Annotated in this window: 21 protein-coding genes; 10 read left to right on the top strand and 11 right to left on the bottom strand. The window is 40.6% G+C overall.

Annotated features, from left to right (window positions below):
• Window position 1: 1 nt before the first annotated feature.
• On the bottom strand, window positions 2-439 hold the full coding sequence (locus ABJF11_RS18560) for a hypothetical protein (RefSeq protein WP_348121660.1): 438 nt from the start codon (window positions 437-439) through the stop codon (window positions 2-4).
• A 157-nt stretch (window positions 440-596) separates the two neighbouring features.
• Here ABJF11_RS18560 and ABJF11_RS18555 point away from each other — a divergent pair, with 157 nt between their 5' ends.
• The 6 genes from ABJF11_RS18555 (at window position 597) to trmB (ending at window position 5,780) form a co-directional block, all read left to right on the top strand.
• Complete coding sequence (locus tag ABJF11_RS18555) at window positions 597-1,901, top strand: SPOR domain-containing protein (RefSeq protein WP_348121659.1); 1,305 nt, start codon at window positions 597-599, stop codon at window positions 1,899-1,901.
• 93 nt (window positions 1,902-1,994) lie between these two features.
• On the top strand, window positions 1,995-2,669 hold the full coding sequence (locus ABJF11_RS18550) for a MotA/TolQ/ExbB proton channel family protein (protein WP_348121995.1): 675 nt from the start codon (window positions 1,995-1,997) through the stop codon (window positions 2,667-2,669).
• Window positions 2,666-3,055, top strand: coding sequence for a biopolymer transporter ExbD (locus ABJF11_RS18545; RefSeq protein ID WP_348121658.1), 390 nt, complete (start codon window positions 2,666-2,668; stop codon window positions 3,053-3,055). Before ABJF11_RS18550 ends, ABJF11_RS18545 begins: the two co-directional genes overlap by 4 nt.
• A gap of 2 nt (window positions 3,056-3,057) precedes the next feature.
• Complete coding sequence (locus ABJF11_RS18540) at window positions 3,058-3,879, top strand: hypothetical protein (protein ID WP_348121656.1); 822 nt, start codon at window positions 3,058-3,060, stop codon at window positions 3,877-3,879.
• Window positions 3,880-3,884: 5 nt separating this feature from the next.
• Window positions 3,885-5,114, top strand: a complete 1,230-nt coding sequence (locus ABJF11_RS18535) for a folylpolyglutamate synthase/dihydrofolate synthase family protein (RefSeq protein WP_348121655.1) — start codon at window positions 3,885-3,887, stop codon at window positions 5,112-5,114.
• Between the two features lie 3 nt (window positions 5,115-5,117).
• On the top strand, window positions 5,118-5,780 hold the full coding sequence (trmB, locus tag ABJF11_RS18530; RefSeq protein WP_348121654.1) for a tRNA (guanosine(46)-N7)-methyltransferase TrmB: 663 nt from the start codon (window positions 5,118-5,120) through the stop codon (window positions 5,778-5,780).
• A 4-nt stretch (window positions 5,781-5,784) separates the two neighbouring features.
• On the opposite strand, the gene ABJF11_RS18525 is transcribed toward trmB, so the two are convergent.
• The 5 genes from ABJF11_RS18525 to trpS all read right to left on the bottom strand — a co-directional run bounded on the left by ABJF11_RS18525 (window position 5,785) and on the right by trpS (window position 11,315).
• Window positions 5,785-6,690: a hypothetical protein gene (locus ABJF11_RS18525; protein ID WP_348121653.1), complete on the bottom strand. Its 906-nt coding sequence runs from the start codon at window positions 6,688-6,690 to the stop codon at window positions 5,785-5,787.
• A complete protein-coding gene (locus ABJF11_RS18520; RefSeq protein ID WP_348121652.1) occupies window positions 6,687-7,259 on the bottom strand; it encodes a sigma-70 family RNA polymerase sigma factor in 573 nt (190 codons plus the stop codon). The genes ABJF11_RS18525 and ABJF11_RS18520 overlap by 4 nt, the downstream gene beginning before the upstream one ends.
• A gap of 138 nt (window positions 7,260-7,397) precedes the next feature.
• On the bottom strand, window positions 7,398-8,372 hold the full coding sequence (locus ABJF11_RS18515; RefSeq protein ID WP_348121651.1) for a calcium/sodium antiporter: 975 nt from the start codon (window positions 8,370-8,372) through the stop codon (window positions 7,398-7,400).
• Window positions 8,373-8,612: 240 nt separating this feature from the next.
• On the bottom strand, window positions 8,613-10,343 hold the full coding sequence (locus ABJF11_RS18510) for a phospho-sugar mutase (RefSeq protein ID WP_348121650.1): 1,731 nt from the start codon (window positions 10,341-10,343) through the stop codon (window positions 8,613-8,615).
• 3 nt (window positions 10,344-10,346) lie between these two features.
• The gene (trpS, locus tag ABJF11_RS18505; protein ID WP_348121649.1) at window positions 10,347-11,315 is read right to left on the bottom strand and encodes a tryptophan--tRNA ligase; all 969 of its coding nucleotides are present in this window, start codon (window positions 11,313-11,315) and stop codon (window positions 10,347-10,349) included.
• A gap of 90 nt (window positions 11,316-11,405) precedes the next feature.
• Between trpS and ABJF11_RS18500 the strand changes: the two genes are divergently transcribed.
• Window positions 11,406-12,500, top strand: a complete 1,095-nt coding sequence (locus ABJF11_RS18500; RefSeq protein ID WP_348121648.1) for a DUF1573 domain-containing protein — start codon at window positions 11,406-11,408, stop codon at window positions 12,498-12,500.
• 56 nt (window positions 12,501-12,556) lie between these two features.
• Entirely contained in the window at window positions 12,557-13,147 is a 591-nt protein-coding gene (locus ABJF11_RS18495; RefSeq protein ID WP_348121647.1) for a tetratricopeptide repeat protein, read from the top strand.
• A gap of 28 nt (window positions 13,148-13,175) precedes the next feature.
• Here ABJF11_RS18495 and ABJF11_RS18490 read toward each other — a convergent pair whose 3' ends face one another.
• The 5 genes from ABJF11_RS18490 to ABJF11_RS18470 form a co-directional block, all read right to left on the bottom strand.
• A complete protein-coding gene (locus ABJF11_RS18490) occupies window positions 13,176-15,116 on the bottom strand; it encodes a sensor histidine kinase (protein ID WP_348121645.1) in 1,941 nt (646 codons plus the stop codon).
• Window positions 15,117-15,197: 81 nt separating this feature from the next.
• Entirely contained in the window at window positions 15,198-16,292 is a 1,095-nt protein-coding gene (locus tag ABJF11_RS18485) for a DNA/RNA non-specific endonuclease (RefSeq protein WP_348121644.1), read from the bottom strand.
• Complete coding sequence (locus ABJF11_RS18480) at window positions 16,293-17,183, bottom strand: 3-hydroxybutyryl-CoA dehydrogenase (protein WP_348121643.1); 891 nt, start codon at window positions 17,181-17,183, stop codon at window positions 16,293-16,295.
• Between the two features lie 195 nt (window positions 17,184-17,378).
• Complete coding sequence (gene fbaA / locus ABJF11_RS18475; RefSeq protein ID WP_348121642.1) at window positions 17,379-18,443, bottom strand: class II fructose-bisphosphate aldolase; 1,065 nt, start codon at window positions 18,441-18,443, stop codon at window positions 17,379-17,381.
• A gap of 218 nt (window positions 18,444-18,661) precedes the next feature.
• Window positions 18,662-21,208 carry a M14 metallopeptidase family protein gene (locus ABJF11_RS18470; RefSeq protein ID WP_348121641.1) on the bottom strand — a complete coding sequence of 849 codons (2,547 nt, stop codon included), beginning with the start codon at window positions 21,206-21,208 and terminating at the stop codon, window positions 18,662-18,664.
• 146 nt (window positions 21,209-21,354) lie between these two features.
• Here ABJF11_RS18470 and ABJF11_RS18465 point away from each other — a divergent pair, with 146 nt between their 5' ends.
• Both ABJF11_RS18465 and ABJF11_RS18460 read left to right on the top strand, forming a co-directional pair.
• Window positions 21,355-22,236 (top strand): hypothetical protein, encoded by an 882-nt coding sequence (locus tag ABJF11_RS18465; protein WP_348121640.1) that lies wholly within the window; start codon window positions 21,355-21,357, stop codon window positions 22,234-22,236.
• A gap of 165 nt (window positions 22,237-22,401) precedes the next feature.
• Window positions 22,402-24,882 carry a PIG-L family deacetylase gene (locus tag ABJF11_RS18460; RefSeq protein ID WP_348121639.1) on the top strand — a complete coding sequence of 827 codons (2,481 nt, stop codon included), beginning with the start codon at window positions 22,402-22,404 and terminating at the stop codon, window positions 24,880-24,882.
• The last annotated feature ends 36 nt before the right edge of the window (window positions 24,883-24,918 follow it).

Genomic DNA, 24,918 nt, shown 5'->3' with positions numbered 1-24,918 from the left:
GTCAATCAAGGACAAGAACCTCGTTGATCTGATCCAGTGCACTAAATCGTATTCTCAATATCTTGGTGTTCGACGTAGAATCAGCACAAGTGAGTCGATAAGTAAAAAATTTCTGACCCCGAGTATATAGATGAGTTTCATCAGGATTACCTAAATATTGGATTAACTCAGTTTCGTTCATGCCTAAAAACTGATCGAATTGTTCCTCCATGGCCTCAATAACGCTCATCCGATATTCCTTACAGGCGCCCTCGGCTGCCCAAAGGCTGCTATCAAAGGTTTCGAATTCTATAGATTTGCGCTCACAACCCATCTGCAAAAGCACAATAAATAGCAGTCCCGCGAAGCGCCGAAACAATCCCATTAAAGTTTGACCAGAAAGCAAATAATAATCACTGAAGCATCGAATTGGTAATTTTGAATTTAGTAATAATTTCATTGCAGATATATTGGATTAAATTAATATTTTGATTGATTATTAGATAATTTTATAGGAAAATACAAAGGACACCATAAAGTTGTTATTTAAAAATAATTCTATACATTTAAGGTGTGATTTATAAGTTTATATTAATTAATAAGGTAATTGCTTAGATATGGCCGACGATAAACTCAACGAAGGTTCGGAAGAAGAAAACAAGTCAAATCAGTCTGATGAGGATTTTGGTTTACCAGATTTGGAATTTGATGAATTACAAGAATTAGATTTCAATTTGGATGACTCAGAAGATACTGAATCAGAAAGTGAAGAACAAACTCTTCCTGAGCCCGAAGGAATAGATATGAGTGTGTTAGACGACATAGATGTTCCAGAATCGTCAGATGACGCAGGGTTACAACCGGGTGATTTGGATCCGCCGGATGGATCTGCTCTGGATGATGGGATAGAGGAAGTAGAAGACGTACTGGACAGCGCTCAGCTCATTTCTGATAGGCTTGGTGACGAAGAAGAAGACCCATTGTCTCCGGATTTTAGTTCTGATATCAATTATGACGACCTGATCGGTGATAGCCCAAGTGGTGAAAGCGATGATGTATCATCGGTTGACGATTTAGGACTTGACCTGTCCTCCGACGACTCGATGGATACTGACGATCTTTTGGCTAACATTGATAGCCCAGATCAGTTGGCCGCTCTTGGAATCCTTGATGACGAGGAAGAAGGGGATTCAGCGATGGAAGCGTCAACCCCAAGTGAAGATATAGGAAGTGATGACATCGGATCCTCGCTATTTGCAGCAGATGATTCTTCCAATGATGGAGATTCTATCTTTGCGAATGATAGTGTTTCCCTTGATGAGCCAGCATTTGAAGAGCCAGAGACTCCTTCATTACCCCCTAATTATAAGCCTTATTCTTATGAAGAGTCTTCAGGAGGTTTTGCTAAAGTAATAATCATCGGAGTATTGATCATTACGATCATAGGTGGAGTATTCTACTATTTCTCAACCTCTAACGGAGAAGAAAAAGTAATAGCGAAAAAAGAGACTCCAAAGAAACGAACCAAGAAACCGCCGACAGAGCAGCCTAAGTCTACTACTCCAGCGAAAACAGAAGAGACCAAGCCTGCACCTGCACCGGTGAAAAAGGAAGTAAAGCCGGTAGAGGTAAAACCTGAACCTAAGGTTGCTACAGCAAACCCGGGTGAAATAATCAGGGTGAAGGAACGAACTTCAAGATCATATGTAATCATAGGAAGTTTTATCGATGAAGACCTGGCAATGGATTATGCCACCGTCCTGAGTAGTCAGGGAAATGGAGTCAAAATCATACACCCTTACGGTAAGTCCAAGAGATATCGTGTATCTATCGCAGACTATGCCAGTTATGGCGATGCTGCAAGTCAGTTGGGCAACTTCAAAGGGCAATATGGAAACGAAGTATGGGCACTGCAATATTGATGTAGATACCCCGTTACCGTAATACTTACAAAAAAATAAAAAAGGTCAAATTGGCCTTTTTTTTGTTTACAACACTTTATGCAAATGTTAAATATGATTGTCAGCACTATGCTACAGGAAGTGCCTGTAGAAGAGGCTCTGGAACAACTATCCGTTTTGGAGTTACTATTTAAAGGGGGATTTATGATGATACCCATTCTTATATTATCTATCATCGGAATTTACATTTTTGTGGAACGCCTGTTTACCATAAAAGATGCAGCTAAGACACCTGAAGCCTTTATGGATAATATAAAGCAAATGGTATTGAATGGAAGTATCACCGACGCAATGACGCTATGCAATAGCACGTCTACACCTATTGCCAGAATGATAGGTAAGGGAATATCCCGGATCGGAAGTCCACTTAAAACAATCGAAGCTTCTATCGAGAACGTTGGTAAAATAGAAATATACAAGTTAGAGAAGAACCTCGGCCTTTTGGCTACAATATCAGGAGCAGCTCCTATGATAGGGTTCCTAGGTACGGTTACAGGGATGATACAAGCATTTATATCTATAGCTCAGGAAGAAGGGGCAGTGAGCCCTAAACTGCTTTCTAGCGGTATCTATGAAGCTATGATCACCACTGCAGCTGGTTTGTTTGTTGGGATCTTGACTTACCTGGCCTACAACTATCTTGTGACCAGAGTAAGTAAGCTTATTCATGGTATGGAATACACCTCAATTGATTTTATTGATTTGCTCCAAGAACCTCAGAAGAAATGAATCTAAATTCAAAACATAAGGTTGAATCTTCCTTTTCAATGTCCTCAATGACAGATGTGATTTTCCTGTTGTTGATATTTTTTATGCTCACCTCATCCTTCATTACACCCTCAGGCTTACCCGTGAATCTACCCACTAGTAAAAGCTCTAATATCGTAATGCAAAAGATCAGCGTGACGATTACGCCGGATTTGAATTACTATGTAAATGATAAAAAAGTATCATTTAGCCATCTGGAATCAACATTGAAAGCAGAGCTTAGTGATAAGGAAGGAGTAGTAGTGCTACACTGTGATAAAACTGTACCCGTAGAACATTTGGTAAACGTAGCCAGTATAGCCACCAAGTTGAAGGCGAAGATTTCATTGGCGACAAAACCCGATTAACATTGGAAAATCAAGAAAATAGAAACCAAAAATTGAGTGCTGCAATTTCAGTCGGAATTCATTTGGCTCTATTGTTGGCTTTTTTCCTTATTCTGGCTTGGACAGAACCCAATCCGCCTATTCCAGAATATGGTATAGAGCTCTCTATGGGATCAGAAGTAGCTCCATCAGATAACCTAGAGCAAGTAAACGAAGTGGTGGAAGAGCAATCTGAGGAGGCAGAAGCCGAAGTGGAAGAAGCTAATGAACAATCAGAGCAAGAGGCTGCGAGTGAAGTAAAGGAACCAATTCAGGAATCCACGGAAAATGAGGCGCAAGAATCCATTACCGAAGACATCAACAGCCCTGATATAGTAGATGAGACGACAGAGGCGCAGGCCAATCAACCAGAGATAATTGACGAACCAGATCAAGGAAGTGATGCACAGACGGTAGAGGCCGAAAAACCAACAGAAGAGGAGCAGTCGGAAGAAAAAATTGTCGAAAGTCCGGAAATTGATGAAAGAGCAATCTTTAAGAAAAGTGATAGCAGCACGAATTCTGGCGGCACCGGCTCAAGTTTAGAATTGGCCGGCTGGGATTGGGATTTTAGACCTGAGCCTGATGACAAATCTTCTGAGAACGGCAAGATAGTTTTTGAAATCACAATAGATGAAGAAGGTGAGATTATTGGGATTAAAACCTTAGAGAAAACAGTATCCCCTGTGGTAGAGAAGGTATACAGGGATGCAGTAATGGAGCTTACCTTCAGTCGAAAATCAGACAATAGGGTAGCTGCTGCCAGATCTATAGGAAAAATTACATTTATTATCCAATCCAAATAGAAATCATGAACTATAAGGAGGTCCTCGACTTCTTATATACTCAGCTGCCCATGTATCAGCGAGTAGGTAAGGTGGCATTCAAAAAAGATCTGACGAATACGTTACTTCTTTCCGAAGTATTAGACCATCCACACTCCAAATTCAAATCCATTCATGTAGCTGGCACAAATGGAAAAGGATCTACTTCGCATATCATTGCATCGATATTACAAACCGCAGGGTACAAGGTAGGCCTATACACCTCTCCTCATTTGAAATCCTTCAGAGAAAGAATCAGAATCAACGGAGAAGAAGTCGACGAACAGTTCATTGTGGATTTTGTTACATGTCACAAGGCTGATATAGAGAAAATTTCACCGTCATTCTTTGAAATAACAGTGATTATGGCGTTTGAGTATTTTGCTCAGCAAGAAGTAGATTTTGCAGTCATTGAAACGGGGCTTGGAGGTCGCTTGGATTCTACTAATATCATTACGCCAATTCTATCCGTCATTACTTCTATCAGCATGGATCATCAGGATATGCTCGGAGATACCATCGAAAGCATTGCAAAAGAGAAGGCAGGAATTATTAAAGACAATATACCGATGGTTATTGGGCAATTGCCCGAGTCTGCGGAAAAAGTCATCAGAGAGGTGGGTAGTGCAAAAGGCGCTGAAGTCATTGGTCCTAATCACGATTCAATACCTGAAATGGATTATATATCAGATTTGGCTACCGAAGTAGTAAACCTAAATATAGGTACTGTGACTAGAGTTTCTCAAGCTTTGAATGCCATGCAAATTTCCATTTCAGATGAGCATTTCAGACATGGGCTTGCCAACGTAGTGGCAAATACTGGTATCAAAGGCCGTTGGCAGACGCTGTCGGCCAACCCGCTAACTATCTGCGATGTCGGCCATAATGAAGAAGCTGTTAGCTGGCTTATGGAAAAAATTTCAAATTTATCTTATAATAAATTACATATCGTTTGGGGCGCAGTCGTAGACAAGTCCATCGATAAAATACTTCCATTATTGATTAAAGACGCAACGTATTACTTTTGCGCTGCAGCTGTGCCTAGAGCGATGGATGCCGAAGCTCTTTGGAAGCAAGCAAGCCCCTATGGGCTCGAGGGCACCACATATGCGACAGTAGATCAGGCATATCAGCAAGCAATAAACAACGCAGGGCCGAAGGATTTAATTTTTGTAGGAGGCAGTACCTTTGTGGTAGCTGAAATAAAAGACATATAAAAAGTGGGAAGAAAAAAACTTGAAAGATTTCAAGACAATGCAGAGCGCTACAATGTGGTGGAAGATGGCAAACCTAATTTTGGAAAACTCATTGGAAAATGGAGAGAGCGCCATTTCAAAAATGGCAACGACCTGGTCGTTGAATTAGGCTGCGGTAGAGGAGAGTATACGGTAGGCCTTGGTGAGCACATGCCTGATACTAACTTTGTAGGAGTGGATATCAAAGGTTCTAGAATATGGGTAGGTAGCTCTTATGCTGTCGAAAATAACCTGTCGAACGTTGCATTTTTGCGCACCCAGATCGAACTACTGGAAAATCATTTTGGTGAAGAAGAAATTAGCGAAATATGGGTGACGTTTCCCGACCCAAGACCCAAAGACAAAGATGAAAAGAAAAGGTTGACAAGTCCAAGATGCCTTAATACCTACAAAAAACTACTCTCCAAAGATGGGTGGGTAAAGTTCAAGACAGACAATACTTTTATTTTTGATTACACGCTTGAGCTGTTTCAGAATAAGCAGATTGAAGTGAAAAATCTTGAATATACCCATGACCTATACAACTCCGAATATATGGACGAGCATTTTGGAGTCAAGACGAAATATGAAAAGTTATTTTACGATCAAGGAGAAAATATCAAATACATGAAATTTCAATTCGCTTGATAAACTAACCCAAGACCAGCGAGATGCTTGGGTAGCTCCTTTTGAAGTTGTCGGTAAAAATTATCTCAGGACCAATTTTTAAGTGCTTGCCAAGATTTCTGAATAGTGAAACTTTGATGGTAGTATCCTGAAATAGTTGACCATCCGGGTTGATTAGATAACCCGCTCTTGAAGTCCACCCCTTGTTTGTTTTCTTGTTTAAAGAGGTAAATTCAAAATTAAAAAAGGTGTGCGGATGTATCTTCCTTTCGCTCGTTTCGCTATTGGTGAAATTGATTTGTGTAGATACTCCTAACTTGTATATTTCTCTCCTCTTGGCGGTGTAATTTTCGGCTACTTTAAAATCAATTCCCATCTCAGGTGTAAGCCCCTCAGCTTGAAAGTTTACTTTGGCAAATCCAGATACAAATGGATTGGACAAAGGAGAAATTTCTACCTCCTGGATTTCTTTTTTGTCACGAACCAAAACTGTTTTTTCTATTGGGCTCAGTTTAGGAGTGATTTGAATTCTTTGGTTTTTTGAAATTGGCATCGAAACAGGCACAGCGTTGAATTTACTGATAAGTACCGGACTTAATTGTGTTCTGCTCAACTCAGCAATCTTTTCACCTGTTCCGATTTGTGCGCTTGGAGCAATTTCATCTTTTATGAAATTCCACTCAGGCAGAGATAAATTTGCTGCAACTAAAAGAGAGAAGGAGGCCGCCATTGCAAGTCCCCATGTTACGAATCGTTTGTCTACCTGACCCAGTCGTTGTGATAGTTTCTCCCAGGTCTTTAGGGGATCAAAATTTTTGACAGGCACCTCTTCAACCACACGAACAGCTTGCTTGCTTACCTGATCTGTTGATGACTCGTTTGAATCTAACTGATCATGGGACTGAGACTTATTTTTTCCGTTGATTTTCATATTGCACCTATTTCTGTTAATGATTTGGAAAGAGAGGCTCTCGCCTTACTTAACTGAGATTTAGACGTATTTTCACTGATATTCAATTTTTCGCCTATTTCCTTGTGTGAATACCCCTCTATCACATACATATTGAACACTGTTCTGTATCCGTTGGGTAGATCCTGAATCACATTGACGATGGTTTCTTCCATAAGCTGGGATTCGGCATTCTCACGACCAGATGACAAGTGATGAACCTTGTCCAGCTCAACCTGATCCATCTTTCTTTTTCTAAGCAGCATGAGAGATTCGTTTACCATTATTCTTTTGATCCAACCTTCCAAACTTCCTTTACCTCTAAATTCAAACGTGTCAATTTTCGAATAGACCTTCATAAACCCGTCGATCATAGCATCCTCAGCTTCCATCTCATCATTGAGATAGCGAAGGCATGTACGCATCATCTTGTTAGCATACTTTTCATATAGTGCCTTTTGAGCCATTGAGTCTCCGGCCTTGCACAAGTCTGTTAGTTGACTGTCGTCCAAAATGATGTTTTGATTTGAGATATATCCTTGCTTGTTCAATGCTTGCAGATTAAAAAAGGTTGCTTTGCAGAAATGCATTTGCAAAATATCACAAGAACAAACGTCGTACCGTTAACGGATCGTTAAAAGGTGTTAATAATCGTTAAAGAAAAGAAAGACTGTTGGTGAATTGTCTTCTTACAGACGAGTCATGTATAGGAATACACAATAAGCTACAAATCCAACCAGATAAAGAGCACCCTCAGCTCGATCCAACTTATATTTCTGGAGTGTAAACATGAATATGAACAGCATCAGAGTTCCAATCATTACAATATATAAATCCAGATTGAGATCTAAATCATATGAAATTGGTGCGTTCAATGTTGCAGTGGCTCCGAGAACCAAAAGCAGATTGAAAATATTAGATCCAACAATATTGCCAACTGCCAGATCTGATTTTTTGTGAAACGCCGCTACCGCGGTAGTGGCTAGCTCAGGCAGGGATGTTCCGGCTGCCAAAATTGTAAGCCCTATTACTTTCTGACTGATATTAAAATGTTCGGCTATGATGATGGCGTTGTCTACAATGACCTGACCACCAATGGCCAACCCTGCTATGCCAAAGACAATCATGAGCGTAGTCTTAAGGCTACCATACATTTCAATCTCATCCATATCACCACCAAGATCTCCGGTTCGTCTCATGTTTTGGAAGACGTAGATCAAGAAGGCAACGAACATAACGAGTAGAATGACACCATCAATCAAGCTCAGCGCATTGGTATCAGCACCAAGTATTAATTGATCATTAACAAGCAAGAAGAGTACTACTGTAGCTAATAGAGAGTATGGCACCTCTTTCCAAAGTGCATTTTTCTGAACAGTCAATGGGTAAATTACGGCCGCAATACCCAAAATCAGAAACATATTAAATATGTTCGATCCAATGATGTTGCCAAATACTATATCATCGTTTTCACCCGAGGCACCTGAAATAATGTTGACCACCAATTCGGGCGCGGAGGTGCCCATAGCTACAACAGTGAGTCCTATGGCAATGTCCGAAACGTTGTATCGCTTGGCAAGTGAGGAAGCTCCATTCACTAAAAAATCGGCTCCCTTGATAAGCATTACGAAACCGACAATGATGAGCAAAAAGGGCACTACCATATTTGAATTAATTTATGTTCAGGTGGTAAAATAATTAGAATTGAAATATAAATATATTCAGAATATTTTAATCATTTTTTCGATAAATAAACAATGCTTAAAATGTTTGACGAAAATATCGCTATTCATCCAAATTAATGCACAAATTCATTGCAATATATTCAAAACATTTTTTTTCATGAATATTAGTGGCTGGTAAATTCAAAATTTATCATAAATACCAGAAAATGAGCTTGTTGATTACAGTAAATTAAGCTCTTCTTTAATTTTCGCAATTTTGTTATTTAGTAGCTGTCTTTCCTCCTCAAAATCTCTTTCTGAGTCCGAACCTGACCTTACACTGATATAGAACTTTATTTTGGGTTCTGTACCGGATGGTCGCATGGATACCTTTGATCCATCTTTGGTTACAAATTGCAAAACATTAGACTTTGGAAAATTAATCTTTTCTTCAGAATGACTCAAAAGATTCTTTGCCGTAGAATCCTGATAGTCAATTAACCATTCAATTTCGGAATTTGCGAGTTTCGATGGTGGGTTCGATCTGAAAGTATGCATCATTTGCACGATTTCTTCGGCCCCGGATTTACCTTTTTTGGTCAGAGAGATGAGGTCTTCCTGATACATTCCGAATTGCGAATATACTTCGTCCAGTAGCTCGTTGAGGCTTTTATCATTGTCTTTTGCCCAAGCTGCCATTTCTGCTATCATTGCACAAGAAGCTACTGCGTCTTTGTCTCTTACAAAATCTCCTATCAGGTACCCATAACTTTCTTCGCCTCCACCAATGAAGGTTCGCTGACCTTCCAGTTTCTTGATGAGGCCAGCAATATGCTTAAAACCGGTCAGGGTGTCAAAGCAGTCTACTCCGAAATATGTAGCGATGTCTTTGATGAGCTCGGTGGTGACCACCGTCTTCACTACGTACTGACTTCCGTCAAGCTTGCCATTCTCTTTCCATTTGAGGCACAGATAGTAGATGAGTAGTGCTCCAGTCTGATTGCCACTGAGCAGTGAGAATCCTCCGGTTTCATTTTTAATAGCAATACCCACACGATCAGCATCAGGATCAGTCGCCATCACCAATTCTGCTCCTATGGCTTGGGCTTTCTCCAGAGCAAGCGTTAAGGCCTCTTTCTCCTCAGGATTAGGATACACGACGGTTGGAAAATTTCCGTCAGGTTCGGATTGCTCTTCGATGATAGTAACATTATCGAAACCGAATCTTTCAAGGATTTTGGGAACCAGCGTAATGCCTGTACCGTGGATAGGAGAGAATACGATGGAGAGATCAGACTGATTCTTTATTGCCTCGGGAGATAGGCTTAATTTAGAAACAGCGTCAAGATATTTTTCATCTATTTCTTCACCGATGGATTCTATCAACTCAGGATTGGCCTTAAAATTAATCTGGTCAAAACTAGTGATTTTTCTAACTTCCTCAATGATCAGGTTATCGTGTGGCTCTATGATCTGAGCGCCATCATCCCAGTAGACTTTGTATCCATTGTACTCCTTGGGATTGTGTGACGCCGTTACTACTATACCACTCTTGCATCCCAGTTCTCTAATCGCAAAGGATAATTCTGGAGTAGGTCTCAAATCATCAAAAAGATAGACCTTAATGCCATTTGCTGAAAAAATATCGCTCACTATTTGCGCAAAAAACCGACTGTTGTTTCGAGAATCATGCGCGATTGCAACGGATACTTGTTCATTGGCAAACTGCCCCTTGATGTAATTGGCCAGTCCCTGAGTGGCACTACCCACCGTGTATTTGTTCATTCGGTTGCTACCGATGCCCATGATTCCACGTAGCCCACCAGTACCAAATTCCAGTTCTCTATAGAAGGAATCTGTCAATTCCGTATCATTGCCACTTTCGATAAGTGCTTTGATTGATTCTTTGTCTGATTCGTCGATGTTGCTATTCAGCCACTTGTCGACTACTGATTTGATATTTTCATCCATAGTTTAAAACCCAATAGTGTTTTTTACTCTTGCCATTACCTCATGAGCAATTTTTCTTGCTTTTTCTTCTCCTTCCTGAAGATGTTGTTCTATTTCAGATTCATTCTCCATAAAATGATCGAACCGTTCACGTTCTTCTTTGAACTTGTCCAACAGCAATTCAAAAAGTGCTGTTTTAGCATGTCCGTAGCCATAGTTGCCGCCTTCATAGTTTTTACGCATGTCAGCTTTTTGCTCACTAGTGGCTACCGTTTTATAGATGTTGTACACATTACAGGTATCAGGATTTTTGGGTTCCTCCATAGGTGTACTGTCAGTCACGATAGACATGACATTTTTCTTTAGCTTTTTCTCTGGTAAAAATACGTCCAGAATGTTTCCATAGGACTTACTCATTTTTTGACCATCCGTACCGGGAATAGTCATGACTTCTTCATCAATTTTGGCCTCTGGAATCACAAATATATCACCAAACTGATGATTGAATGCTTTAGCAATATCTCTGGTCATCTCTATGTGCTGTTGTTGGTCCTTCCCTACAGGTACTATATTGGCGTCGTAGAGCACAATATCAGCAGCCATTAATACTGGATAATCAAAGAGCCCAGCATTGACATCAGAAAGCCTATTGGCCTTGTCCTTGAATGAATGAGCATTCGCAAGCATAGGATATGGCGTTACGCAGTTCAGATACCAAGTTAGTTCACATACTTCTGGTATCTTTGATTGTCGATAAAAAATCGACTTGGAGGTATCCAATCCACAGGCCAACCAGGCTGCTGCGATAGATTTAGTATTTTCTATTCTTGTTGCAGGGTCTTTGATTGTGGTGAAGGAGTGAAGGTCAGCAATAAAAAGCAAAGATTCCTGCTTTTCACTATTGGTAAGATTGATTGCTGGCAAAATTGCCCCTAGTAAGTTTCCGAGATGAGGTCGTCCCGAACTTTGTATCCCTGTTAGTACTCTTGCCATGGTAAATTTTTTGCGCAAATTAATAAAATTATTTCCCTTTGTTACGTTAAGACATTATTGTTTATTTGCGCCTTACCAATCATGAAAAATATGCTGCAGTTCATAAAATCGACGTTATTTGTTTTTCTCATTACTTTTTCAAACACGATCCTTGCACAAGATAAAGGAACCCTTGAGTTTATAATTTCGGATCATGATTTTGGTGATATTAAAGAGGAAGACGGCCCGGCAACTTATGAGTTTGAATTTATAAATGCGGGTAAGGCTCCACTGGTAATATCCAACGTACGTGCCTCTTGCGGATGTACTACTCCAGCATGGTCTAAAGAACCTGTGCTGCCAGGAGAAAAGGGCTTTGTAAAGGCTCAATACAACCCAAGAAACCGCCCCGGGACATTTAGAAAGTCATTAACAATTACTACCAATGGAAACCCTGCTGTCGTACAGGCATATATTCGAGGCAAGGTGATTCCTAAGGTGAAGTCATTGGAAGAACAGATGACCGTGCAAATTGGTAAGACAAGGTTCAAAAGCAGGTCAGTAAATATTGGGCGACTTACAACTGAGAAAATGGTCAGGATACCTTTCGCTGTATATAATGATAGCCCGGATACACTTAGATTTAAGAGTGAATATGAAGCCCCTGATTTTATCCAATTATCATTTGAGCCGGACGTGCTTGCGCCAAAGCAAGTGGGATCGGTAGTGATTGCTTACAATCCTGACCATGATGATAATCTTGGTCACAATAGTCATGGAATTCAGTTTTATACCGATGAAGAAGGTGCTGACGCAAAGAAAATAAATGTAATAGCTTCTATCACAGAATATTTCCCGCCATTGTCGGAGGAAGAAAAGGAAAAGGCTCCTAAGCTGGCCATCACTGATAGATTGCAGGATATTGGTCAAATGAGATCTGGTGAGAGCAGAGAAGCTGAATTTATTTTGACAAATACAGGTAGATCAAATTTGAATATTAGAAAGATAAAATCGAATTGTGGCTGTTTTGTTGCCGAGCTGAATAAATACGATATCAAGCCAGGTAAATCCGCTGTGCTAAAAGGAACATTTAGTTCTGTAGGTAGAAGAGGAAATCAGAATAAGTCGATAACGGTTTTTTCTAATGATCCGGTGGACCCTGTACAGGTGGTTTCAATTAAAGCCTCGATATTATCAGCAAATTGATAAGATTCCTTCCATTTATCTAAGCTTTCGATTTAAGTTTGCAGAAAAATTAAGAAATGAAATATTTGATGGCGTGGGCACTATTGATCGTGCTGGTGGGTTGTGAGAATGATGAAAGAACTAAAGGGGATGATTTGTTCAGCGAGGGTAATTTTGCTGAAGCCATCACGGCATATAATGAATATCTGGAATTGCATCCCTCGCATGTAAAATCGCTTTACAATCGAGGAAGATCTTTTGAGGAGTTGGGAAAATTTCAAAAAGCCTTTGACGATTTCACCCAAGTGCTTGATATAGACAAGAAGAATACTTCCGCACTGCTGAGTTTGTCAAAATTTTATTATCGAGATCATAAATTCGAAAAAGCTAAATACTACGGAGAATCTGCAGTTAAAATAAACGACAACTTACCAAGTGCACATTTTTGGTTGGGGAGAGCGCAGCATCAGATGGGACTCTTTGCTGAGGCTTTGACGTCGTACAACAATGCCATCAATCTTGATCGCGAACTAGGTGAGGCCTATCTCTATCGTGGTGCGATAAAGATGCAAGCAGATAGAAAAAAGTCGGCTTGTTCAGATTTTAAAACAGCTAAAGATTTGGGAGTAAGGGAAGCAGAAGCAGCTCAGAAGAAGTATTGCAAATAAGTCAGAGTATCAGACGATTTATTTCTGATTATTGACTATTTGGAATCGTTACTTCGAAAATACTGCCTAATCCTATTTTACTAGTGATTGCTAATTCGCCATTTATTTCCTGAAGATACTCCTTGACTAGATTTAGTCCCAATCCAGTGCCTTTTTCCTCTGCAGTACCTTGTGTGCTTTCGGCACGTTCCGATTCAAAGAGCCTCGCGATTTGTTCGTCTGTCATGCCTACTCCGTGGTCAACGACGGTAAGTTTAATGTTACTGGTATTCTGTTCAAGTTTTACGTTGATTTCTCCATTTTGAGTAGAGAATTTTACAGCATTAGCTAGCAAATTTCTGATTACAAAATTGACAATTCCTTCGTCGCTATCAATTTTGATTGGCCCTTCAGCCTCATACTCAATATTAATAGACTTTATTTCAGCAGGGTTTTTCATTAGCATAATAATGTCCCGGAGGATTTGGACAACGTCTATTTTTTCGATCTTGACCTTTACGCCTTTGCGCTGTCTCGTAGTCCAAAAGAGAATATTATCCACCATTCCATTGGTTCTACTCAAGCTGTCATCTATCTGCTTTATAAAATTTGATAGTTTTTCCTGAGTTATACTTTTTGAATGATAAAGCGATAGAAGCCCTCTCAAGTTATTCAATGGGCTCTTTACATCGTGTGATATCACCGAAAGTAAGCGATCTTTTATTTTGTTTGAGTTTTGAAGATCCGATGTACGTTCATTGACTTTTGCCTCAAGTTCCAGTTTAATTACCTCAAGGGATTTGAATGAATTGGCGTAGTGATTGGCTAGCATGTACACCTGAAAGATCAGGAATACCAACAGTCCTGTTTCTACCAAATATCCGAAACGGATATTAAAATCAATTAACGCTGTATTCTTGAGAATTTCCAAAAGGATAAAGGGAAAGGAAGCTATGATTCCCAGGAAAATATACAGTGCATCTGGGTTTTCCTGTTTCAGCCAGGCCTTGGCTATTGTATAGATAGCAAATATAAATGCTGCAATCAAAGCAATATGAGAAACATCGAGTAATTGGCCATAGACGTGCTGATCTGTAAATATCACTGGCAAAATCAAGAGTATAGAGCTAGCCACAAATACCTTGACAGTTATTTTTGATGAGCTGGTCTCGAACAAGTGATGTACATATAATGGAAAGAGAGCAACGATAAGATAGATGCCACCAAATTCTATTTTTTTCCAGATTTCAAAAGATACTAATGGGAATATGGATGGGAGCAAAAAAGACCCTCCGTTGAGAATCATACTTCTCAGGGCAACCACGAGACAGATCAGCGCGAGCCACAAATTTGGTTTTCCTCTGTTGTACAAAAAGAACAAAAACAGCTGATAGATAAAAATGGCAATCAGACTACCCGCAAATACATTCTCAATTCCATTGCGCAAGGTTTTTTCTTTGATAATAGCGGCAGTATTCCCGATGATAGGTGTACCTAGTAGTCCTGAGCTAAAGTAGGTATGGTTAGCCACCTGGATTACAATCTCAAGGGTGTCCTTCCCATCGGGGAGAGGTACATAATTGTTGGTAAGTTGGGCCTTGTAGGTATCACCATCTTCACTGATTAGGCCAGAGGTAGATCTAAGTTCTCCATTTACCCATATTTTGGATGATGAAGTAATCATCGAAATGTAAAGAAGCAATCCATGATAGGAGGCAGGCATAATTGTCTGGCATCTATAAGTTGCCTTGCCAAGCAAGGGAAATTCTTCTTGCGAATGCCACGACTTCGGTACTAAAAGGTAGTCCTTGGGGGATTTTGTTGAAAGCTCATTTGGAGAAAGTAGTTCGTCGTAATAAAACTCCCAAGAGCCAGCTAACGAAACGAATGCTGAATCGAAATCAGCTTCTTTCAAGTCATAGATGGCTTCAGAATAGTTTTGACTCAGAGAGGTATTGAATTGAAAATTCAATAATAACACCAAGATCATATTATACCAGAATTTTACCATACTACTGCAAAGTAATATAGTCTGGTTTGTCTAAAAATGATGAGAGTTTAGATATAAAGCCTACTTCCAAAGGGTGTAGTTGTAAGTGCTTTCAATTTTGTTTTCAAGTTGGTCAGGAACTATTGGGAAGAAATCCAGACCAGTGACTTTCTCTACGTCATCGATACTCATGGCGTATTCGCTTAGTGATTGAGTAGCTTTTTTATTTTCCAAAATAAACCCGATGCCTTTCACCTCTTTTCCATTTAGCTCTAATACAACTTTGAAATATTGATTTGGAACCACTACTTTGTTTTTACCAATTTTTTCATTTTTACCATTGTAGATGGGGCCTGTCACTACATAGACTTCGCTATTGCTCTTTGCCCAATCTCTTACCTTTTCTTCCAACATTCTCCAAATGCCTCGATTAAATCCCGGCTCTTGTGGACTCATATTGCTCATGAAAAAGGACTCACTCATACCGTCTTTGGTCCATGAAAAATCTGCTGCAGGGGCCAAATGACCTCGATCGTATCCAGAGCCTTTATAATCGCTGGTACTGGCTGATTTGGTTTTTACGTCTGGATCCATTCTGAAATTATTGCTGCGTTCGAATTTAGACTTGTTTAAATCTACGGCCTTGAGCCTGTAAGCCACCCAGTCGGCCTGTTCGGTTTTTTCGTTGTACCTAAGTGTATAGTAAGCGTGTTCGACTATCTGATCATCTTGGGTATATGCTGGCCAGGCAAAGTCAAAACTTGAGGAATAGTAATAATTGTCGTCTTCACTATAGACAGGTAGATTAGAATTTATCTTGGCTGTTTCTTTTGCTCCGTCTTGGGCATTGATTGCCTTATCGTCGAATTTATCTCTGCTCGCAGTGGTAGATGTGCTTGACTGGCTTGATTTGTTTTCTGCAGTATTGTTCTTAGTCTCCTTCTGACTATTTTTTGATGTTTGAGTCTTGGCGGTTGTATTACCGGTGGTCTTATCTTTTTGGATAGTCTCCGATGAAGTTAGACTATCAAACTTCTTACTCCAATCCGGATTTTCTTTGACAGCATAGATGGCTATCATTGCTATTATAGCTAAGATTACAAAGATGGCGGGCAGGTTACTGCCGCCACCTTTACTTTTTTTACCAGAAGGTTTACTTTTTCTTGCTTTCGCCATTTATTTCTGAAATTGCTTGGATACAGTCAGATCTTTAGATCCAGCCACATATTTATAAAATCCTTCACCAGACTTAGCGCCAAGTACGCCAGCTTCTACCATATTCACCAATAGCGGGCATGGTGCATATTTCGGGTTGCCGAAGCCATCGTGCAATACTTTCATGATCGACAAGCATACGTCTAGTCCAATAAAATCAGCCAGTTGAAGCGGACCCATAGGGTGAGCCATTCCCAGTTTCATTACGGTGTCAATTTCTTCTACACCAGCGACTCCTTCATATAGTGTATAAATGGCTTCATTGATCATAGGCATAAGTATCCTGTTGGCAACAAAGCCAGGATAATCATTGACCTCGACGGGTACTTTAGAAAGCTTACGCGACAGTTCCATGACGATCTTTGTAGTTTCGTCACTGGTACTATATCCTCTAATGACTTCTATCAGCTTCATGACCGGTACAGGATTCATGAAATGCATTCCGATTACCTTATCCTTCCGGTTTGTAGCGGATCCGATTTTGGTGATCGATATCGATGAAGTATTGGAGGCCAAAATGCATGAACTTTTGGCGTGTTGATCAATTTGTGAGAACAGATCAAGCTTGATTTTCATATTCTCAGTAGCTGCTTCTACTACTAGATCGGCGTCTTTCACACCTGAGGCCAGGTCTGTAGAGGTAGTAATGTTGCCAAGGGTTTCTGATTTCACCTCCTCAGTGATTTTTTCTTTATTGATCAATCGATCCAGGTTTTTGCTGATCGTAGCTGTGGCTCTATCAAGTGCTTCTTGAGAAATGTCAATGAGGTTGACTTGATAGCCTGTTTGTGCAAATACATGAGCGATTCCATTGCCCATGGTTCCGGATCCGATGACTGAAATGTTTTTCACTGTTCTGATTTTTGGGTTTGTGTACTCTGATATTAAAGTGACAAAAATGTAATTAAATGATCAGTGTTCAAAATGATTCGAATCAAGAAATTTTATTTATAAATAAAAATAGCACCGGTATAAAACTCGGTGCTATTTAATATTCTATCCTAAAAATTGAATTATTATTTTAGGAACAGCCAGTGATATGGATTGTTAGGCGTTGCGGTTGATGTTGTTGAGATCCTCAAATGCATCTTTCAATCTAGCAACGAATGATTTCTCAGCTTCTCTAGTCCATACCCTTGGGTCATAATACTTCTTATTTGGGCCATCGCTAGCGTCTGGGTTTCCTATTTGTCCTTGTAGGTAGCCTTTCTTGTCCTCATAATAATTTTTGATACCTGCCCAGTATGCCCATTGCAAATCAGTATCAATGTTCATTTTGATAGCACCATAAGAGATAGCTTCTCTGATTTCTTCTCTGGTAGATCCAGATCCACCATGAAATACAAAGTTTACCGGATTTGGTCCGGTGCCATATTTCTCCTGAATATAATCCTGCGAATTTTTCAAAATCTTTGGAGTCAGTTTCACGTTGCCAGGCTTGTATACACCGTGCACATTTCCGAACGCCGCAGCGATAGTAAATCTGTTGCTTATTTTACCAAGCTCTTCGTAGGCGTAAGCCACCTCCTCGGGTTGTGTATACAGTCTTGATTCATCTACATCCGAGTTATCTACACCATCTTCTTCACCTCCGGTGATACCCAATTCGATTTCCAGAGTCATGCCCATTTTAGTCATTCTCTCGAGATAAGATTTACAGATATCGATGTTCTCCTCAATTGGCTCTTCCGATAAATCAATCATGTGAGAAGAGAAAAGAGACTTGCCGGTACGGGCATAAAATTCTTCTCCTGCATCTAACATACCATCGATCCAGGGTAAAAGTTTCTTTGCACAATGATCAGTATTCAATATTACTGTCACACCGTAGGCTTCTGCTAGCATGTGCACATGATGTGCACCGGCTACTGCTCCGGCGATTGCTGCTTTTTGTCCATCATTTGACAATCCTTTTCCAGCATTGAAGGCCGCTCCTCCATTTGAAAACTGGATCATTACTGGTGAGTTCAATTCAGCGGCCGTTTCCAGCACGGCGTTGATTGAGCTGCTGCCTATTACATTGGCTGCGGGAAGAGCGAATTGATTTTCATTCGCATAGTTCAATAATTCGGTCACTTCGTCCCCAGTGAGAACACCTGATTTGAATTTCATTTCTTAGTATTTTTAGTGGTCTGATGTCTCTGTTTAATAAAAGACCTCGGATAAAATAATTGGATAGTTAAGGGGGGCAAAGATATGTATTTGTATGAAAATAGCATGAAAATGAAGAAAGACTATCCCGAATTGCAACGCTGACTTTGAATTATTGAAATAATGTCAAATATCTGAGTGGATATTATGAATATTGTAATATTCTGGTCGAAAAAATGCTATTTGGCTGAACTTGATTCTATGATACTGCCAAAAAAAAGCGCATTTAGAAAGACTCTGCTGCTCCCGAGCCAATACGCTCTAAAATTCAAGTTATCGATGAAAGCTATTGTCAACCCTTGCCCATAAGCAGATAATGATACGGCCGGAGTATCGGGAATTCGCACTAAGTTCTCGTCTGAAATATAACCTGCCAACAACGGAGCACTTGAATAGTGTATAGGTTGGGAATAGGGATTTTTAGCTAATTCCATGGTCATCACCCCTTTTTTGAAAAGTGGTAGTTTTCCATCTTGAAATCCAAAGCACAAAGGATGTGTAAGATCAAGATCCGCCATAAATATAGATCCGCCGATACGCTGGGCTCCGGTAGATTTAACTCTTTCGTTATATGGCAGATATTTACGAGTGGAGTCTGAAGCAATTTTTTTGAATTTCACCTTCGATAGTCCTGCTTCTGAGAGCCACTTGCTTCCACCTTTTGAGGCTATTATCTCCCCGCCAGATTGTAGCCATGTTTTGATTTTCGATTGGGAGAGGGTTCCATAACTCCCACCTACAAGTATGATCTGATCATATGAGCTAAGCTCAATGCTATTGAGCTTTTCTTGTGTGACCATTGGTAGAGCAAGGCCTATTCTCTGGTCCATGAGGTGCCATACCTCGCCCGCTTCGTAAGGGTTTATCCCTGATCCAATGACCAGCAATGGCTTGGGTTTGCTTAAAGCTTTGAACTTTGGACTACCTAGGGCTAAGTCAGGATTGTCACCGGAAGAAATACTGACTATAGAGATTTTGTGCTTATGCGCCAAATTGATCAGTAGTTGATAGATCTCCTGATCTCTTAACGGCTGATTCTGTGCAGGGATCACGATGGCCCCACGATCGAATTTCTGCTGGTTTTTAGTTGTCCAGGGTTCAGTAGAGACCATGGTACGTAAGCCCTTGCTTTGAATATCATAGAGCAAGGCGGGAGATTGGCTGTCCAGCCAATGAAAAGCATAAGCGTACTGGCTTGGCTCAAATCCTAAATCCGAACTACTAAGATTAGTAGTTTCAACTCTTTTGCCCAGCAATGAGGAGCCAAAATCTTTTTGTGTCAAGGGAACACAATCTAAATCAAAAGCTAACGGTAGAGTCCACGCTGATACATCATAAAACAAACTGTCATTGAAGGTGGTCCGTGTTTCGAAAATTGCTTGCACCATTCTAAACTGATTTTGCTTTAAAGGAATAATAAAGGAATCTTCTGCTTTGAAACCAGAGATACTTTTGTTGGATTTGTATACCTCTATCTGATGCGTTTCTAATATTGACAAGAACGATTTCAATTTACTCAAATCGTTGGGTGATTTAAAAATAAAACCCTTGATGGTGCTCCTGTCGGCCAGATATGGAATGTCATTATAGAATTTCTGCTGATGCGCAAGAATCTCGTCCTTTAGCTCAAAGCAAGCTCTAAGTGTGGACAAAGAGGTTGTAAAATGGTTGCGTATGGCAAATGGAAAGCTCCTTTTGCCATGAATCGTGTTTAGGGAATGGCCCTTGGTACTGGCCTGTTCGAATAGAATTCCAATGCCTCCATTTATATCCGGGTAGCTCGAACCCTTGCCGATATAGAAGTCATCGAACGACTCTTTGGAATAATAAAACGACCCGATTTCATCTAATGCTGCCGCATGGTGTTTAGCAATCTTTTGAGTCAGGACATAGTTGTTTTCGGGAGTCAGGGGATTGTTTCTACTTGGGATTCCTGGTTGGAAAAAAAATGTATTGTTCGAACCCATCTCATGATGGTCAGTGAGGATATTGGGTTTCCACCGATGGTATATCGATACTCTCCCTTTTGACTCGGGATGTTGTACTGGTAGCCAATCTCTATTTAGATCAAACCAGTAATGGTTGGTTCTGCCTTCTGGCCAGGGTTCGTTTTGTTCAATATTGCCAGGGTCTGATACCAGGTTTTTACTTTTCTTGCTGTTTACCCAGTTCGCAAATCGATTCAATCCATCAGGATTGTAACTCGGATCTAGTAAAACAATAGTTTGCTCCAGCCATCGATCCACTTCATTGCCTTTTGCTGCTGCTAAATAATAGGCGACCAAAAGCGCTGCATTGCTACCGCTGGGCTCATCACCGTGTACACTATAACCAAGATAGACCACCGCTGGCATGTTGTCCAAACTCAAGTCACTCGATTGCCGGTAGTCCGAAAGCTTACTGTGCTCGATTTGTAGTTGGTCAAGGTTCTTGATATTGTCTTCGGACGAAATCTTGAGTAGGAGCAGGGGTCTGTTTTCATAGGTTCGTCCATATTCTTCGATTTTGATACGCTCAGAAGTCCTGGCCAGCTCATACATATAATAAACCAGTTTATCATGACTGACGTGCCAGTCGCCAACTTCATGTCCAAGCACTGAAGCAGGAGTGGGAATATTTGGATCGAGTATGACATTCTGGGGTAAATAGTACTCAAGATTGACCTGTGCAGTTGCAATTATTGCAGTGAGAACTGCAAGTAGAAGAGAGATAATTTTTTTATTCATTTATGCTTATTTCAATCAAACATAACCTTTTTGACATTTTCTAAGGTTTTTTTCTAAAAAATCTATTCATCAATTAAACCTTTGGTATCTGTGGTAGTCAAAGAGCCAAACAAATTTGAAAAAGACAACCATTAAATATTTTAATTATGAAAAAGATACTAGGATTTTTGTTAGGAATTGCTGCTTTCACTTTTTACTCATGTACCGATGATAACGAAAACCTGTCTGATAGTGCCATCGATATAGCTATTGAGGACGCCAGTTTTGAAACCTCATCAAATGAGCTTTACGAAGAGGTGGATGAAGTGGCTGATTATGCTACAAGCGCTCTGGATGTGTCTGGAGGTCGCATACTTTTTAGAGGTGGAAAAAGGTTCGGAGATTGCGTTACTGTGACTGAGGATGAAGCTACATCCACAAAAACTATCGATTTTGGCGAAGAAGGATGTGAAGGACGAGATGGTCGGGTGAGAACTGGTAAGATCATTATCACACATGAAGGGGAAAGAGATGTCCCGGGATTCAAAAGAACAATCACACTCGAAGACTTTACCGTGGACGGTACTGAAATCGAAGGCGTCCGAGTGATGACTTATGTGTCTGGAACCGATACAGAGAAAGAATACAACGCAACATTGACAGGCGGTAAAATCACTTTTGAAGACGGGAGCTCAGCCACTAGAGAAGCCGATCATACAAGGATAGCTACGCAGGACGAGGACGGTGAAAAAATTCAAGTGGTACATTATGGAACGGCTACTGGAGTGAATTTCGACGGTCTTACTTATGAGAATGTAATAGATGAAACTACTCCGATTCTTACACTAAGTGCCTGTAGAGAAGAAGGATTTTTTGCTCCGGTTTCAGGAATACTATCAATCAACGTGGAAGGAGAAAGTGAGAAAGTGATTGACTTTGGGGATGGCACTTGCGACAATATGGTGACCATAACTCAAGACGGTGTATCAGAAGAAGTAGAGATCGATCCGAAGCAAAAACGCAGAAGAAGATTTAGAAATAGAGGATAAGTAATCATTTAAGTTTAGGTTAAAGTAGGATGAAGGTCTGCCCCATTGGGGTGGGCCTTTTGTGCTTCTAAAGGTCATAACTCGAATTGAAATTAACCGTTTAGCACTTATTGTTTTTTTCTTAATTTATAGCCGACTATTATTGTTGCAAAATAAAATATACCTATGAGTGCATTCCGATTGCTTACTTTATTGTTAGCCCTTTTCATTACACAACAGACCACTGCACAAAAACCCAAAAAGCCTAATGCAGCCGAAATTCAGCTGATGCTTCAAAAGCTTAACGTGTTAGGTTCTGTGCTCTATGTGGCTGCTCATCCTGATGATGAAAATACCAGAGTGATTGCCTATATGGCCAACGAAAAGAAATTCAATACGGCATATCTATCTGCCACCAGAGGTGATGGTGGGCAGAACCTGATCGGATCAGAAATCAGAGAGCTATTAGGATTGATTCGTACGCAAGAATTGCTAGCTGCTAGACGCACGGATGGAGGTCAGCAGTATTTTAGCCGGGCGAATGATTTTGGCTACTCGAAAAATCCAGAAGAGACATTCAATATTTGGGAAAAAGACAAGGTACTCGCAGATTTTGTAAGGATATATAGAAAACATCGGCCGGATATCATAATCACTAGATTTCCAGGTAACGGACTAGGTGGTCATGGTCATCACACGGCCTCTGCGATCCTAGCCAAGGAGGCGTTTGAGCTAGCTGCCGACAAGAAGAAATATCCAGAGTCAGCGGCACAATTCGGGACTTGGCAGCCCAAACGGTTATTGTTCAACACGCATCCATTCTTTTACCAAAGATCAGGACTGGAAATGGACACGGCTTCACTGGTTACACTTGACCTGGGTGCCTACAATCCACTTTTAGGAAAGTCATACCCAGAGATCGCATCTTTGAGTAGAAGCATGCATAAGAGTCAGGGCTTCGGGTCTACAGGCAGCAGAGGCACACAAATTGAGTATTTTGACCATACCGCAGGCGAAAAGTCATTAGACATGTTTGCTGGAATCGATACCAGCTGGAAAAGAGTCAAAGGGGGTGAGAAAGTAGGATTTCATGTGGATAACGCGATCATGCACTATGACCCTGCTAACCCTGCTATAATAGTTGAAGATTTGATTCTTGCATATAAGGAGTTGGCGAAGGTTCGAGATCAGTACTGGAAAAATATCAAACAACAAGAAATCAAAGATCTGATTAAAGCCTGTACCGGTCTATACATGGAAGTAAAAGCAGATCAATTTGCCTATGTTCCGGGAGATTCAATTTTGCTCAGTGTTGAATCCATCAATAGATCAGATGTGGATATGCGACTGGCCACTATCAAACTTGGAGATTATCAGAGTTTTACCATCCGCCAAAAGCTGCACAACAATCGGCCATTTAACATGGACATGAACTATGTCCTAGATCAGGGAGCAGCCTACTCAGATCCGTACTGGCTCAAGCAAGTAGGCACTTTGGGCATGTATAAGGTAGCAGATCAAAATTTGATTGGATCTCCAGAAAATGCTGCGGCGCTGTCATGGGTGGCCACTATAGAAATCGATGGCACGTTCCTGGAATATGAGCTACCAGTTATTTATAAGGAAAACGATCCCGTAGCAGGGGAGGCTTATAGGCCGATTGAGATCACTCCGCCGATATTCTTGGATATCGCAGAGAAGGTCTATGTTTTTGGAAATGGAAAGTCTAAAACAATAAATGTGCGTTGTATGGCAGGCAAGTCGAATTTGCAGGGTGAGGTCTCACTACAAATACCCGAGGGATGGGCTGTCTCGCCTGCTAGCTACCCATTCGAGCTTGGAGACAAAGGTGCAGAGGCAACCTACAGTTTTGAATTGACACCACCAGCTACAGCCCATACGGGGGAAATCGGTGCGGTAGCGAAAATAGGTGGCAAAACTTTTAACAATAGTCTGGTTAGAATAGAATATGATCATATTCCAATACAAGCCTTATTTCCGGTGTCTAAAGCAAAAGTAGTGAAGGTAGAGTTGGAAAAGAGGGGATCAAGCGTAGGCTACATAGTTGGATCAGGTGATGAGATTCCTGCCAGCTTGGAGCAGATTGGTTACGAGGTGACCCTTCTCACTAATGGAGATATCACCGCCGAAAAAATGAAAGCTTATGATGCAGTGATTGTTGGTATCCGTGGTTATAATACGAACGACAGACTGAAGTTCTACCAATCTGAGCTTATGGAATATGTGAAAAACGGCGGAACCATGATCGTGCAATACAATACAGCACACCAGCTAGTGACAAAGGATTTAGGACCATATCCTTTGAAACTATCAAGAGATCGAGTCACTGTAGAAGAGGCTGAAGTTAGGATATTGAAGCCTGACCATCCAGTGTTGAACTATCCAAATAAAATATCTGAAGCTGATTTTCAGGATTGGGTGCAAGAGAGAGGACTCTACTTTCCCAATGAGTGGGATGAAAATTATGAGGCCATATTGTCGTCCAACGACCCTGGTGAAGAGCCAAGAAACGGAGGACTGTTGGTGGCTAAGTATGGAGAAGGATACTACATCTACTCTGGCTATTCATGGTTTAGGGAGCTGCCAGCCGGTGTATCCGGTGCCTATCGCATATTTACCAATATGATTTCTATTGGCAAAGAATAATTATTCACGCTAAACCTATTTGAATTGGATTCATTA

Source organism: Reichenbachiella sp., assembly GCF_039941815.1.
Classification (GTDB): domain Bacteria; phylum Bacteroidota; class Bacteroidia; order Cytophagales; family Cyclobacteriaceae; genus Reichenbachiella.
This window is presented reverse-complemented; position numbering and strand designations above follow the sequence as displayed.